General features: G+C 76.1%; 13 protein-coding genes. 4 read left to right on the forward strand and 9 right to left on the reverse strand.

Features of this window, described 5'->3' with window-relative positions:
• Nucleotides 1–157: 157 nt before the first annotated feature.
• The 8 genes from ITX44_RS35830 to ITX44_RS35865 all read right to left on the reverse strand — a co-directional run bounded on the left by ITX44_RS35830 (nucleotide 158) and on the right by ITX44_RS35865 (nucleotide 7,636).
• The gene (locus ITX44_RS35830) at nucleotides 158–1,342 is read right to left on the reverse strand and encodes an alpha-hydroxy acid oxidase (RefSeq protein WP_205363332.1); all 1,185 of its coding nucleotides are present in this window, start codon (nucleotides 1,340–1,342) and stop codon (nucleotides 158–160) included.
• Entirely contained in the window at nucleotides 1,329–2,627 is a 1,299-nt protein-coding gene (locus tag ITX44_RS35835; RefSeq protein WP_307795642.1) for an aminotransferase-like domain-containing protein, read from the reverse strand. The genes ITX44_RS35830 and ITX44_RS35835 overlap by 14 nt, the downstream gene beginning before the upstream one ends.
• Nucleotides 2,624–3,628 carry a LipP1 family hormone-sensitive lipase gene (gene lipP1 / locus ITX44_RS35840; protein WP_205363333.1) on the reverse strand — a complete coding sequence of 335 codons (1,005 nt, stop codon included), beginning with the start codon at nucleotides 3,626–3,628 and terminating at the stop codon, nucleotides 2,624–2,626. Before lipP1 ends, ITX44_RS35835 begins: the two co-directional genes overlap by 4 nt.
• A 101-nt stretch (nucleotides 3,629–3,729) precedes the next feature.
• On the reverse strand, nucleotides 3,730–5,004 hold the full coding sequence (locus ITX44_RS35845; RefSeq protein WP_205363334.1) for a beta-ketoacyl-[acyl-carrier-protein] synthase family protein: 1,275 nt from the start codon (nucleotides 5,002–5,004) through the stop codon (nucleotides 3,730–3,732).
• A gap of 43 nt (nucleotides 5,005–5,047) precedes the next feature.
• Nucleotides 5,048–5,527, reverse strand: a complete 480-nt coding sequence (locus ITX44_RS35850; protein ID WP_205363336.1) for a beta-ketoacyl synthase N-terminal-like domain-containing protein — start codon at nucleotides 5,525–5,527, stop codon at nucleotides 5,048–5,050.
• Between the two features lie 371 nt (nucleotides 5,528–5,898).
• Complete coding sequence (locus ITX44_RS35855; RefSeq protein ID WP_205363338.1) at nucleotides 5,899–7,014, reverse strand: beta-ketoacyl-[acyl-carrier-protein] synthase family protein; 1,116 nt, start codon at nucleotides 7,012–7,014, stop codon at nucleotides 5,899–5,901.
• Nucleotides 7,011–7,328 carry an acyl carrier protein gene (locus tag ITX44_RS35860; RefSeq protein ID WP_307795643.1) on the reverse strand — a complete coding sequence of 106 codons (318 nt, stop codon included), beginning with the start codon at nucleotides 7,326–7,328 and terminating at the stop codon, nucleotides 7,011–7,013. The genes ITX44_RS35855 and ITX44_RS35860 overlap by 4 nt, the downstream gene beginning before the upstream one ends.
• Nucleotides 7,325–7,636, reverse strand: a complete 312-nt coding sequence (locus ITX44_RS35865) for an acyl carrier protein (RefSeq protein WP_205363340.1) — start codon at nucleotides 7,634–7,636, stop codon at nucleotides 7,325–7,327. Before ITX44_RS35865 ends, ITX44_RS35860 begins: the two co-directional genes overlap by 4 nt.
• Nucleotides 7,637–7,879: 243 nt before the next feature.
• Between ITX44_RS35865 and ITX44_RS35870 the strand changes: the two genes are divergently transcribed.
• Complete coding sequence (locus tag ITX44_RS35870; protein WP_205363342.1) at nucleotides 7,880–9,451, forward strand: AMP-binding protein; 1,572 nt, start codon at nucleotides 7,880–7,882, stop codon at nucleotides 9,449–9,451.
• A complete protein-coding gene (locus ITX44_RS35875; RefSeq protein ID WP_205363343.1) occupies nucleotides 9,448–10,041 on the forward strand; it encodes a TIGR03086 family metal-binding protein in 594 nt (197 codons plus the stop codon). Before ITX44_RS35870 ends, ITX44_RS35875 begins: the two co-directional genes overlap by 4 nt.
• 447 nt (nucleotides 10,042–10,488) lie before the next feature.
• Here ITX44_RS35875 and ITX44_RS35880 read toward each other — a convergent pair whose 3' ends face one another.
• Nucleotides 10,489–11,760 (reverse strand): ATP-grasp domain-containing protein, encoded by a 1,272-nt coding sequence (locus tag ITX44_RS35880; RefSeq protein ID WP_236062304.1) that lies wholly within the window; start codon nucleotides 11,758–11,760, stop codon nucleotides 10,489–10,491.
• Nucleotides 11,761–11,978: 218 nt separating this feature from the next.
• Between ITX44_RS35880 and ITX44_RS35885 the strand changes: the two genes are divergently transcribed.
• Entirely contained in the window at nucleotides 11,979–12,695 is a 717-nt protein-coding gene (locus ITX44_RS35885; RefSeq protein WP_205363345.1) for an SGNH/GDSL hydrolase family protein, read from the forward strand.
• Nucleotides 12,696–13,075: 380 nt separating this feature from the next.
• Entirely contained in the window at nucleotides 13,076–14,299 is a 1,224-nt protein-coding gene (locus ITX44_RS35890) for a methyltransferase (protein ID WP_205363346.1), read from the forward strand.
• Nucleotides 14,300–14,358: the final 59 nt, after the last annotated feature.

Below are 14,358 nucleotides of genomic sequence, written 5' to 3' on the forward strand. Positions count from 1 at the left end.
CACCGGGCCACCGGGCCACCGGGCCACCGGGCCACCGGGCCACCGGGCCACCGGGCCACCGGGCCACCGGGCCACCGGGCCACCGGGCCACCGGGCCACCGGGCCACCGGGCCACCGGGCCACCGGGAGGATGCCACACCCGCCCGGCGGGTGCAGCTCAACTGCCTTCCGGAATCGCTTCTCCGAACCCCGGGGCCCCGCTCCAGGTCGGCGGCGGCCATGGGGTCACCGCCGTGCGGGTGAAGTCCGTTGCGCGGGGGCGGCCGGCGAGGGTCATGGCCTCTTCGAATTCTTCGCGCAGCAGGCGCAGGACGCCCGCGGCGCCGGGGGCGCCGGCGCAGGCGAGGCCCCAGAGGACGGGGCGGCCGACCAGGACGGCCTGGGCGCCGAGGGCGAGGGCCTTGGCGATGTCGGAGCCGTGGCGGATGCCGCCGTCGAGCAGGACGGGGATACGGCCGGCCACCGCTTCGGCGACCTCGGGGAGGGCGGCAAGGCTGGGGAGGGCGCCGTCGAGTTGGCGGCCGCCGTGGTTGGAGACGATGACCGCGGCGCAGCCGTGCTCGACGGCGAGGCGGGCGTCCTCGGCGGTGAGCACGCCCTTGAGGACCACGGGCAGTCGGGTGCGTTCACGCAGCCGGGCCAGGTCGGCCCAGGTGACCGAGGGGTCGAACCGGTCCCGGGACTGGGCCTCGATCGCGGAGGCGCCGGCGGCGCGGTAGGCGGTGACCGGGGGGACCGCGCCGTCGACGTTCACCGCGCGGATGTGGGGCGGCGGGGCGAAGGAATTGCGTACGTCCCGCAGCCGGCGGGCGACCCGCGGGGCGTCGGCGGTGACCACCAGCGCCCGGTATCCGGCCACGGCGGCCCGGTCGGCCAGTTCGTCGACGACCTTGCGACCCAGCCAGTACAGCTGGAGCCACAGCGGGGCCCCGCCGCCGGCCGCCGTGGCGATCTCCTCCAGGCCGCGCCCGGCGAAGGCGGCGACCACCAGCGGTACGCCCTCCGCGGCGGCGGCCCGCGCGGTGGCCAGCTCCCCCTCCTCGTGGGCGAGTTCGTGGTACGCCATGGGCGCGACCGCGAGCGGCGCGGCGAGCCGGTCGCCGAACAGCTCGACGGACGGGTCGGGGTCGGAGACGTCGACGAGGACGCGCGGGCGCAGCGCCCAGTGCCCGAACTGGGCCCGGTTGGCGGCCAGGGTCCACTCGGTGCGGCTGCCGCCCTCGATGAAGTCCCATACGTCGGCGGGCAGTCGGCCGCGGGCGGCCGTCTCGACGTCGGCCACGGTCAGCGGCCCGCCGGGGGTGCCGGGCGCCGGGGCCGGCCCGGCGCTACCGGGCGGCATCGCGCACGAACGCGGCGAGCCGCCGTACCCCTTCGGCCACCGCGTCCGGAGGCACGTAACTGCACGACAGGCGCAGTTCGCGCTCGCCCCCGCCACCGGGGTGGAAGCCGTGCATCGGCGTCCACAGCACGCCGTAGTCGCGGGCGCAGCGCTCCAGGGCGGCCTCGTCGGCGGTGAACGGCACCCGGACCACCAGGAAGAAGCCGCCCTCGGGGACGTTCCAGCCGACCGCGAGCCGGGCGCGCTCGGCCGGTGGGAAGGCGTCCTCCAGCGCGGCGAGCAGCGCGGACATGCTGCGGGTGTAGAAGGCGGTGGTCCCGGCGTTGGCGGGGCGCAGCCGGTAGTCGTGGTGGACCAGCATGCCGCCGATCACGGCCTGGCTCAGCGACGGGGTGTTGACGGTGGTCATGCTCTTGATCTTCGCCAGCTCGTCGGCGAGCAGGCCGCGCCGGCCGCCGGGGCCGTGCACCTCCTGGTCGGCGACGACGTAGCCCAGCCTGGCGCCGGGGAAGCAGGTCTTGGCGAAGGAGCCGAGGTAGATCACCCGCCCGGCGCGGTCCAGGGACTTCAGGGTGGGCCGGGCGACCTGGTCGTGGGCGAAGAAGCCGTAGGGGTTGTCCTCGATGATCAGCAGGTCCTGCTCGGCCGCGACGCGCAGCATCTCCTCGCGGGCGGGCACGGTCATGCTGACGCCGGAGGGGTTGGCGAAGTCGGGCACCACGTAGAAGGCGCGCGGGCGGCGGCCGGCGGCCCGTACCCGCTCGGCGACCTCGGCGAGCCGGGCGGGGTCGGGGCCGTGCGCGCCTTCGGGGACCAGCTCGATCGCGATGTCCAGCAGCCGGGCGGCGCCGGTGACGCCCACGTAGCAGGGCGCGCTGACCAGCAGTACGTCCTCGCGGTCGGCGATCAGCGCGCGCAGCGCCAGCAGCATGCCCTCCTGGGCGCCGACGGTGAGCACCAGGGCCTCGGGGTCGACGTGCAGGTCCTCGTCGTTGGCGAGGGTGCGCGCCACCAGGTCGTGGATGATGCCCTTGGTCCTGCCGTACTGGAAGAGGGTGGTCCGCACCTCCTCCGGCCCGAATCCGCGGTCCTTGGCCAGGTGGGCGAGGTAGGCGTCGAGGTAGGTGTGCACGGATTCGACGTCGAACCAGTCCTCGTACGGGCGGCCCGGCGCGAAGGAGATCGCCTCGGGGTAGCGGGCGGTCACCTCGTTGAGCAGGGTCATCGTGTCGAGCAGCGGGTCGGACAGGGAGCCGTGCAGGGAGTCGAGCGGGAGCGGGGTCACGGGCGGGCCTCCGTACGGGAATCCGCGGACGTACGGGAATGTGCGGACCGGGCGACGGCCGGGCCGGCCAGCGCCGCGCGCAGCCGGGCGGCGACGAACTCCTGCGCCTCGCGGGCCTGCGGCAGGACACCGGTCATGGTGAAGAAGCCGTGCGCCATGCCGTCCCAGCGGCGCAGTTCCACCGGCACGCCGGCCTCCCGCAGCCGCGCCGCGTACGCCTGGCCTTCCGCGCACAGCGGGTCGTACTCGGCGGTGACGACGGTGGCCGGGGCGAGGCCGGTGAGGTCGCGGGCGCGCAGCGGCGAGGCCCGCGGGTCGGCGCCGTCCTCGCGCCGGGCCAGGTAGTGGCTCCAGTACCAGTCCACGGACCGCTCGTTGAACAGGTACGGGTCCGCGGCCGCGGCCGCGTGCGGGCGCTCGGGCGGCGGCCGGTAGTCGGTGTTCGGGTAGACCAGGACCTGGTGGGCCAGGGCCGGGCCGCCGCGGTCGCGCGCGGTCTGCGCGGTCACCGCGGCGAGGTTGCCGCCGGCGCTGTCGCCGGCCACCGCGATACGGGTGGGGTCGCCGCCGAACCGTTGCGCGTTGGCCGCGGTCCAGCACAGGGCGGCCCAGCAGTCCTCCACCGCGGCCGGGAAGGGGTGTTCCGGGGCGAGCCGGTAGCCGGCCGAGACCGTGACGCAGCCGGCCGCGTTGGCCAGGAAGCGGCACACGGCGTCGCAGGTGTCCAGGGAGCCCAGGGTCCAGCCGCCGCCGTAGAAGTAGAGGAGGACCGGGCGGCCCGGGGTGGCGTCGGGGCGGTGGACGCGCACGGTGAGGGTCCCGCCGGGCCCGGGCACGTGTTCCTCCGTCACCTCGTGCACGCGCTGCCCGCCGCCCGCGCCGGCCCTGATGTCGGCGAGGTCGGCGGCGCGGGCCTGCTCCAGGGTCAGGGTGTACAGCGGGGGCGTGCCCTCGGCGGCGCGGGCGTCGCGTACCGCCTGGAACTGCGGATCCAGCGGCAAGGCCGGACCTCCTTCTCCGGTCGGGTCTGTCTCCCGTGGGGTCTCGGACGGATTCCCCGGTTTCCGATGGCTTCTTCGGCAAGGTCGGCGCCGGGCGGCGGTCAGTTCACGGTAGTGGCGGTGGCGAACCGGGCCGTGGCGGCCGAGGTGGGCGCGAACAGCAGGCTGATGTTGTGGCCGCCGAAGGCGAAGGAGTTGGACAGCGCGGCCTGGACGGCAGCTTGACGGGGGGCGCCGTGGACGTGGTCCAGTTCGCAGCCGGGGCCGGGCGTGTCGAGGTTGACGGTGGGCGGCAGCACCCCGCGGGCCACGGAGAGCGCGGTCGCGACCGCCTCGACCGCGCCGGAGGCGCCGAGCAGGTGGCCGGTGGCGCCCTTGACGGAGCTGACCGCCGGGCCGTCGGCGGCGCCGAACACGGTGTGCAGGGCCCGGGTCTCGGCGGCGTCGCCGAGCTTGGTGCCGGTGCCGTGCGCGTTGACGTACCCGATGTCGCGCGGGGTGAGCCCGGCCCGGGTCAGCGCGCCGCGCATGCAGGCGGCGGCGCCCTCACCGTCGGCGCGCGGGGCGGTCGGGTGGTGCGCGTCGGTGGTGGCGCCCCAGCCGATCAGGTCGGCGTAGCCGGCCGCGCCGCGGGCGTCGGCGTGCTCGGTGCGTTCCAGCACCAGGACGGCGCTGCCCTCGCCCAGCACGAAGCCGTTGCGGCGCGCGTCGAAGGGGCGGCTGGCCTCGGCCGGGTCCGCCCACCCCTCGGCCAGGGCGCGGGCGTTGCTGAAGGCCGAGGCGATCGTCGGGTGCAGCGGCGATTCCGACCCCCCGCACACCACGACGTCCGCGTCGCCCGCGCTGATCAGCCGGATCGCCTCCACGATGCCCTGGGCGCCGGCCGCGCAGGCGGTCGCGATCGCCGAACTGTAGCCCCTGATGCCGTGCTTGATGGCGATGCGGGCGCTGCCCATGTTGGCGAGCATGCCGGGCAGCAGGTACGGGCTGACGCCGGCCCGGCCGCGCTCGAGCCGCCGGTGGGACTGCTGCTCGAAGCTCTCCAGGCCGGCGCCGCCGGTCGAGACGGCCACCGCGGTCCGGTACGGGTCCGCGTCGCGGCCCACCACCAGCCCGGCGTCGGCCAGCGCGTCGTCGGCGGCGGCCAGCGCCATCAGCACGAACCGGTCGACCCCGCGTACTTCCTTGGGCGGCAGCACTTCCATCGGGTCGATCGCGGGGGCGAGGCCGGCCGCCGCCAGCCAGCCGTGTGCCGCGTGCCCGGGCGGCGGCGCGGCCACTCCGGTGCGGCCGGCCAGCAGGCCCTCGAAGAAGTCGTCGGGCTTGCGGCCGAGCGGGGTGACCAGGCCCACCCCGGTGATCGTGACGCCGCTCACCGCGGCTCCCCCGGTCGGGCCAGTCCTGCGCGGTGCATGTCGGTCACGGGGCTCCTCGTCCTGTCGCGGGGTCGTCGGCGGTCACCAGGACGGCGATCGCGCTGCCCGGGTCGTCGGGGGTACGGCCGGTGTCCGCGGCGATCACCAGCGCCTCGTCGCAGTCGCCGTCCAGCAGCAGCAGTTCGGCCGCGTCGAGCGCCTCGGCCAGCGCGGCCGGACCGGGCCCGGCGGTCCGCAGGCACACCACCGGCCCGCGCAGCGCCCACCGCCCGGCCACGTACCCGACCACGGCATTCGGGTTCGACTGAAAAAACAGCAGCGGCTGCACCCGCCGCCCGGTCCTGACCGCCTCATGCAGCGCATGCGCGGTCCCCAGATCCCCGCTCCAGCTCCCGACCACCACCGCGGTCCCCCCGGTCCGCCCCGGATCCGCCGCCTCCGGCCCCCCGTACACCCCCCGCAGACACCGCTCAGCCGCCTCCACGACCAACGGGTTGTACGCCGACCCAATGAATCCAGCCACCTGCGGCAACGTTTCCCCCGCGGCCCCGGTCCACTCTCCGTGCCCGAGGACGCGCAGGCCGGCAGGTACGGAAGGGGCTTCGCCGGTGGGGTCGGCTGGAGTACGGCCGGCGCGGGAGCCGGCAGTTGAAGCGACCTCGGTTCGGCGGGCCGCCGTCGCGTCGCCAGCGCCCGGGACGCCGGGTACCGCGGCGTCCGGCCCCTCGGCCGAAGGCACGGCACCGGCGGCGGCCAGCCGCGAACCGTCCCTCGGACCCATCACCTCCGCCCGCTCACTTCCCGGCGGCATCGGGCGGGCCGCGCCCGGATCCGCGGCCCGGGCCGGGGCGAAGGGCACTTCCGCGTTCGAGTCGTACTGCTCCGGTGCCCTGTTCATGCCGCTCCGATCAGGAGGGCCGTGTTCGCGCCGCCGAAGGCGGCGTTGAGGGTGAGGGCGTGGGAGGGGGGGTGGACGGTGGTGGGGGTGAGGACGAGGTTGAGGGGGCATTCGGCGTCGGGGGCGAGGTAGCCGGCGTTGACGGGGAGACGGCCGGAGCGCAGGGCGTGGACGGTGAGGACGAACTCGAGCAGGGCGGAAGCTTCGAGGGCGTGGCCGTGGACGGATTTGGTGGAGCTGACCGGGAGGTCGGCGAGGCGGTCGCCGAAGACGGTGCGCAGGGCGCGGGCTTCGGAGACGTCGCCGAGGACGGAGCCGGGGGCGTTGGCGTTGACGTAGCCGATGTCGTCGGGGCGCAGGCCGGCGCGGGTCAGGGCGGCGGTCACGGCGCGGGCCAGGCCGGTGCCCTCGGGGTCGGGCCGGGAGACGTGGTGGCCGTCGCCGCTGCGGCCCCAGCCGGCGAGCGTGGCCAGCGGGGTGGCGCCGCGCAGGTGGGCGCTGTCGGCGCTTTCCAGGACCGCGGCGGCCACGCCGTCGCCGAGCAGCAGGCCGCGCCGGTCCCGGCTGAAGGGCCGCACCTCGCCGTCGCGGGACAGCGCGCCGCCCGCGTCGAAGACGGCGAAGGTGTCGGGCTCGACGAGGTAGCCGGCCGCGACGACGAGGCGTTCGGCGCGGCCGAAGGCGATGGCCGCGGCGGCGTCTGCGAGCGCGCTGCTGGAGGCCACGCACGCGCCGGTGTACGTACGGACCGTGCCGTCGATCCCGTGCCGGTCGCGGGCCCGGGCGGTCACTTCCTGGACCACCGCGCCGGTCAGGGTGTCGCTGTGCAGGGCGAGCAGCAGTCCGCCGGGCGGGGTGCCGGAATCGGACTGCCCGAGCGCGTCGCCGATGGCGTCGAGCAGCGCCTCCGCGAGCCGCGGCGCGGGGCCGGGCAGGTGGGCGGCGCGGCGGGTGCGGCGGGCGGCGACGTCGAAGCGGCCGACCGCGCCGAACGCGGCGTCGCCGGCCGCGGCCGCGGCGAGCAGTGGCTCCGGGCCGCGGCCCAGCGCCGACAGCACACCGAGGCCGGTGACCACCACGGGGACGCGCCGCTGCGGTACGGCGGCGGTCATGCCGGGGCGGGCCCTTCGTCGGCTCCGGCGACCGCGCCGACCGTACCCCCGGCTTCGGGTTCGGCGGCGGCAACCGCCCGGCCGAGGACCCGCGTCGCGTCGGCCACGGTCTGGATCGCGCCCATGTCGTCGGCGTCGAGGTCGACGACCACGCCGTAGCGCTGCTCGATCTCCGCGAGCAGCCAGGTGAGTTCGAGCGAGCCGACGACGTCGTCGACCTGATTCGGCGCGCGGTCGCCGAAGGCCGCGAGCATGCGGATCACGTCGTCCTCACCGAGTCCGGGGGCGGAGCCCGGTCCGGGGCCGCCGCTCACGCGGGATCCGCCGCGGGCGACTCGGCCGGCCCGCCGGCGGCGGACGCGGCGTGGGCGGCGGCCCCGTCGACCTGCCGGACGACCTCGGCCACGAACTGGTCCAGGGTCATCAGGGCGGTCGACTCCATGTCGTCGGTGCCGAAGGTCACCCCGAACTCGTCCTCGACCAGGACGGCGAGTTCGGCCAGCGCCAGGGATTCCAGGTCCAGGCCGGCCGGGCCCAGGTCGGTGTCCCCGGTGACCTCGCTGACGTCGTAGTTCATGTCACGGACCGCGTTGACCACGAACGCGCGGATCTCGTCGTGCATCGGCTCTCCTCGCTGTGATGCGTGAGACGGCCATGTGCCCGGAACCGGTGCGAGCTGTGTGCTGCGGCGCCGGTCCCGCGCCCTCGCGGGGAGTCCGGCGGCAGGAGGCTCGCACACCCCACAGGGCCGGTCAAGGTTCTCCGAGCGGCACCTGCGAGGCTGCCGGTCGGCGGCCGGCTGCCCGTCAACCGGCGCCGTCCGGCGTCCTGTCGGAAGCCGCCGCGGCTCTGGTTCAATGCGCCCGTGGACGAGCCGGGCGACGTGGTCGCGCATTACGTGGTCAGTGCACTGAACCGATTCGCCGAGTACGGCGAACGCGAGGCGGTCGTCACCGGGCAGCACCGGCTGACGTACGCCGATCTGTGCCGGGACGTGCCGGCGCTGGCGGCCGAGCTGCGGGCGCACGGGGTCGCGCCGGGCTCGTCGGTGGCGGTGCTGTCCGGCAACCGGCCCGAGGCGATGGTCCTGCAACTGGCGGCCCACCTGCTCGGCTGCCGCACGGTGTGGCTCGCCTCCTACACCCCGGTCCGGGAGCAGGCCGACTTCCTGGCCCGCTCCGGCGCCGACGTGCTGGTGTACGACACCGCCCGGCACGAGATGCTGGCCGGCGAGGTGCTGGCGGACGGCGGCTGGCGCGGCGCCGTGCTGTGCCTGGGCCCGGGCGGGCGGGGCCCGGACCTGCTGGGACCGCCGGTGGCCGAGCGGCCGTTCGCGGTGCCGCAGGACGTGGCCGGGCCGCCGCCCGCGTCGCTCTTCGCCACCAGCGGCACCACCGGCCGGGCCAAGCTGGTGCACCACGAGCACCGCTTCTTCCTGGCCCTGCTCGCGATCGGCCAGGCCTGGCTGGCGAGCGGCGCGCCCACCCTGAAGCACCTGGCGCAGACCGGGTTCGGGCACGTCAGCGGGCAGATGACGAATCTGCTGATGCTGTTCACCGGCAGCACCCTGGTGCTGGGCGAGGGCCTCGACGTCCCGGGGCTGCTGGAGCTGACCGCCAAGGAGCGGGTGAGCAGCACCCTGCTGACCCCCGTGCAGCTCTACGAGGCGCTGGACCACCCGGCGCTGGACAGCGCCGACCTGAGCAGTCTGCTGCTGCTCAACATCGGTGGCGGCCCGGTCTTCCCCGGCCGGTTGCGCGAGGCGGCCGAGCGGCTCGGGCCGGTGGTGCGGCTGGTGTACGGGCTGAGCGAGGCCGCCTTCGTCACCGAGTACCGGGGCGTGACGGTGGACCCGGCGCATCCGGAGCGGCTGGCCTCCTGCGGCGTGCCGTTCGCCGACTCGCGGGTGGAGATCCGCGACGAGCGGGGTGCGCCGCTCCCGGCCGGGGAGACCGGCGAGGTGTGGGTGGCCGGTTCGCTGGTGATGAGCGGCTACTGGGACGAGCCGGAGCTGACCGGTCGGACCCTGGTGGACGGCTGGCTGCGCACCGGCGACCTCGGCTTCCTTTCCGACGACGGCTGGCTGTACCTGGTGGACCGGCTCAAGGACATGATCGTCACCGGGCGCGGCGCCGCCAATGTGTTCAGCCGTACCGTGGAGGACGTGCTGACCTCGCACCCCGCCGTACGTTCGGCCGCCGTGATCGGCGTGCCGGACCCGGCGCAGGGCGAGGCGGTGTACGCGTACGTGGTCCCGGTGCCTGGCGCGGAGGTCACCGCGGAGGAGCTGCAGGCGCTGGTCACCGAGCAGCTGCGGGCCTACGCGGCGCCCTCGGTGGTGGAGTTCACCGCGGAGCTGCCGGTCACCGGCATGGGCAAGGTCGACAAGAAGGCGCTGCGGGCCCGGCACACCGCGCCCGCGGAGGGGATCGTATGACCGGTGTGGTGGAGCTCGACGCACGTGCGGTGGCCGAGAGCGTACGGGTGGCGGGCGCGGTGAAGCCGGGGCAGTGGGAGCTGCCGACGCCCTGCCCGGACTGGAACCTCGGGGAGCTGCTGGCGCACATGGCGGGCCAGCACGCCGGGTTCGCCGCGGCCCTGCGCGGCGAGGACGCCGGGCTCGCCGCCTTCGCCCCGCTGCCGCTGGGCGACGACCCGGCCGCCGGTTACGCCGCGATCGCCGACGACGTGCTCGCCGCCTTCGCCGCCCCGGGCACCCAGGAACGCACCGTGCTGCTCCCGGAGATCCACCCGGCCCTGCGTTTCCCGGCCCCGACCGCGATCGGCTTCCACCTGCTGGACTACGTGGTCCACGCCTGGGACGTCGCCGTCTCGATCGGCACGACGGTCGACCTGGACCCCCAAGTCCTGGCCGCGGCCCTGTCGGTCGCCGAACAGGTCCCCCAGGGCGCGTCCCGTACCGCCCCGGGCGCGGCCTTCGGCCCGGTGCTGCCGACGCATGACGGGGCGTCCGTACTGGACCGGGTGCTGACTTTGTCGGGCCGCTCGCCGAATTGGCGGGGGTAGGGCCCGTCTGCTGAATCCCGCCTGATCCGGCACGCCCACGCTCGCGCTCCCGCACGGCTTCGCACGGCGCCACCGCCGAGGCCAAGCCCGGGAAGCGCCGAATCCCTTGCGTCCCGCCATTTCAAGCCGCTCCGCCGACCTGGCAAGGGTAGGCCCGTCGCTGAAACCCGTCTGCACCGGGACGCCCGGGCAGGGACTCCCGCAGGGGTTCGCGCGGCGACACCGCCCGGGCCAAGCCCGGAAAGCGCCCGCTCCTGGGCGCCGCCCTGTCTGACGGATCCCGCCCGTCCCGCGGCGCCGTGCACGCACTCCCCCACGGCTTGGACTCCCGCAGTTGTCAGTCGTGAGGGCCTCTCCGGCGGGGCCTGCGCGAGTCCCGCCGGCCCCTCCCCGACGGGCGAACCGCACGCCTTCGCCCGTCAACCACCCGGCACCGTACGCCCGCTCCTACTCCGTGACCGGCTCCGTCTCGACCGTGATCAGGGATGCGGCCGCGACGGCGGCGGCTTCGGCCGAGGGGGCGTCGTCGGCGACCGTGAGGACGTGGCCGACGCGGTCCCAGGAGCTGGTGAGTTCACCGACCAGGGCGCCCTCGGCGACGGTGGCGGCCGCGGCGAAGACGGCGTCGGCCGCGCCGGCCTCGTCGGCGCCGCGGACCGTGCGGACCCGGCCGGGGGCGGCGGAGACGAAGCGGACGGCGGCGGCCCGGGCGGCGCGGGCCGGGCGGTCCGGGTGCTCGCCGCGCAGGACGCGGACGAAGTCCTCGACGAGGCTGCCCCCGTAGGCGAGGTCGATCAGCGGGACGATGGCGTCACCCGGCAGTCGTCCGGCGCACTCGACGAGGTGCGGGTCGGTGCCGTCGGCCAGGATCCATTCGCTGTGCAGTACGCCGGTGCGGAAGCCCACGGCCTCGACCAGCGCCCGGTTGGCCTCGGCGACGCGGTCCCAGAGCGCGGCGGTCCGCGGGGAGGGCAGCGTGTGGCCGGCCTCGACCGGGAAGGGGCCGGGCCACACCGACTTGTCGGTGACGTTCAGCCAGCGCACCTCGCCGTCGGCGACCAGTACCTCGGCGCTGATCTCGGGGCCGTGCAGGCGTTCCTCGACCAGGAAACGGCCGGGGGTGAAGCCCGCGCTGCGCAGCTTGGCGTCGTCGGCGGCGCGGGTGCGTTCCCAGGCCGCCGCCGGGTCGTCGCCGGGCGCGAGCAGCCGTACGCCCACCCCGGCTTGGCGGTCGGCGGGCTTGAGGACCAGGTCGCCGTCGTGGGCGGCGGCGAAGGCGCGGATGTCGGCGACCCCCGCGACCTCGGCGAAGCGCGGCTGGGGCAGGCCGGCCGCGGCGCCCGCCTCGCGCAGCCGCACCTTGTCGCGCAGGGTACGGGCGGCCTTGAGGCCCGCACCGGGCACGCCCGCGGCCTCGGCGCAGGCGGCGGCGGTGACCACGGTGTACTCCCAGCTCGGGATGACCGCGACCGTGCCGGCCAGCGCGTCGGCCGGCAGCGGCAGCAGGCCGTCGTGGCGCTGCGCGGGGCCGTCGATCACCTCGGCGACGCAGGGGTGCGTCATGGCCTTGGTCCGCAGGTCACCTGCGTCGAGCAGGTCGGTCTCGTCGACCACGGTGACCGACCCGGCCGACAGGATCTTGTCCAGCTCGCCGAGCAGGCCGAGGCCGCAGCCCACCACGAGGTACCGGCTGGCTGACGGCGGGGCGGTGTCCGGCATGACGGGTCCCTTCCTCGGCGGTCCGGTGGCACCCTCGGCGCACCGCGGCCGGGGTGCGACTCACCCTCAGGCACGCGGGCGGGGAGCACAAGGGCCCCTACGGTGACCGGAGGCGGCACTTCCGGGCGCCGGCGGCGGCAACTTGCCCGGGGCCGCGGCGGGGAATTGCCGGACCGCCGGGGCGTGCGGGTCCGGCGGGGCGGGGCATGGATAGCGCCATGCCGACAACCCTGATGCCGGGCGAGGCCGCCGACCCGTACTGCCTGCGGGAGGGCGAGGCGGCGGCGCTGCTGGCCGGGCACCCCTGGCGGCGGTTCGCGGTGCTGGGCGACAGCATCGCCGAGGGCCTGGGCGAGCCCGCCGAGGGCTATCCGGACCAGCCATGGACCCAGCGGGTCGCGGACGAACTGGCCGACGGACGGCCGGACTTCGCGTACCACAACCTGGGCCTGCGGGACACGCCGAGCGAGCGGGTGCGCGCCGAGCAGCTCCCGCGGGCGCTCGAGCTGCGGCCGGACCTGGCGCTGGTGGCCTGCGGCGGCTTCAACGCGCTGCACCGCGGCTACGACCCGCAGGCCGTGCGGGCCGACCTGCTGGCGATCGCGGGCGCGCTGCGGGAGGCGGGCGCGCAGGTGATCACGGTGAGCATGTTTGACGGCACGCACAACCCGGTGCTGCCCCAGGAGTTCCGCGAGCTGCTGCGACCGCGGCTGCTGGACCTCGCCGAGCGCACCCGCGAGGTGGCGGCGCGGCTCGACACCGTGCACGTGGAGCTCCTCGGGCATCCCGCCACGCCCGACGCGGACATGTACGCGGCGGACGGCCGACACGGCACCCGCCGTTCGCACGCCATCGCCGCCGCTGAGACGGTCCGCACCCTGGGCGCGTGGCTGCGCCGGCCCCCCGGGGACGACGCGCCCCGGCGACCGCAATGATGCCTTCCGGGCCGGCCGGGGACCCCGGCGCGTCCGACGCTCCCGAAGGCCGCGCCGACGAGCGGCAGCCGGGACTCGCCGACCGGACCGCAGTGACGGCCTCCGGGCCGGCCCCGGAACCCGCGGCATCCGACACCTCTGACGATCACGCGGACGAGCGACAGCCCGGACTCGCCGACCGAGCCGCAGAAACGGCCTCCGGGCCGGCCGCGGAACCCGCGGCATCCGACACCCCCGACAACCACGCGGACGAGCGACAGCCCGGACTCGCCGACCGAGCCGCAGAAACGGCTTCCAGGGCAGCCCCGGAACCCGCGGCACCCGACACCCCCCACGACCACGCCGACAAACGCCAACCAGGACTCGCCGACCGGACCGCAGTGACGGCTTCCAGGGCAGCCCGGGAACCCGCGGCACCCGACACCCCCCACGACCACGCCGACAAACGCCAACCAGGACTCGCCGACCGAGCCGCCGTAACGGCCTCCGGGGCAGCCCCGGAACCCGCGGCACCCGACACCCCCGACGACCACGCCGACAAACACCAACCAGGACTCGCCGACCGAGCCGCGCTGTTCTCGGTGCTGACCGGCGGCTGGCTGGCCCAGGCGTGTTACGCGATCACCGAGCTGGGCGTGCCGGACTTGTTGGCCGCGGGGCCGCGCGATGCCGACGAGCTGGCGGCCGCCTGCGGGGCGGACGCCCGGGCGCTGCACCGTACGCTCGGGGCGCTGGCCGCCGCCGGGCTGCTGCGCCGTACGGGCCCGCGCGCGTACGCGCTGACGCCGGTGACGCGGCTGTTGTGCTCGGACACGCCGCGCTCGGCCCGGGACACCGCGCTGATGTTCGGCGAGGAGGTGCACGGGGCGTTCGGCGGGATCCGGCACACCCTGCGCACCGGGCGACCCGCCTTCCCCGAGCTGGCCGGCGCCTCCTTCTACGACTACCTCGGCGACCACCCGCAGGCCGCCGCGACCTTCCAGGCGGCGATGGGTACGGCCGCGGTGCCGGCCGCGCTCGCGCTGTGCGATCTGGCGGGCGTGCGCAGCCTGGTGGACGTGGGAGGCGGTGACGGGGCGCTGCTGGCCGCGGTGCTGGCCCGGCATCCCGAGGCGCGCGGGACGCTGGTGGAGCTGCCGCAGAGCATCGGGCCGGCCCGGGCGCGGCTGACCGCCGCGGGGTGCGCGGACCGGGTGGACTTCGCCCCGGGCAGCTTCTTCGAGCCGGGCGCGGTGCCGGCGGGCGCGGACGTCTACACGCTCTCCCGGGTGCTGCACAACTGGGACGACGAGCGCGCGGGGGCGCTGCTGCGGGTGATCCGGCAGGCGATCGGGCCGGACGGCAGGCTGCTGGTGCTGGAGCGGCTGGAGGACGACGGGCCGCCGGGCGGGTCGCCCACCGCGCGGCCGGGCGCCGCCGAGGCCCGCGCCAAGCTGATCGACCTGCTGATGCTGGTCATGGTCGAGGGCTACGACCGCACGCTGGAGCAGTACGAGAAGCTGCTCGCGGCGGCCGGCTTCGCGGTCCGGGCCGTGCACACCGCCCCGCTGCGCGGCGCCCACGCCGAACGCGCCATCGAGGCCGTCCCGGTGGCCGCCGGATAGGCCGTCGCCCGTACCTCCGGAACCACCGTCACACGCGCGTCCGTACGGGCCGCGGCACA

This window comes from Actinacidiphila acididurans (assembly GCF_016918855.1).
Taxonomy (GTDB): Bacteria; Actinomycetota; Actinomycetes; order Streptomycetales; family Streptomycetaceae; genus Actinacidiphila; species Actinacidiphila acididurans.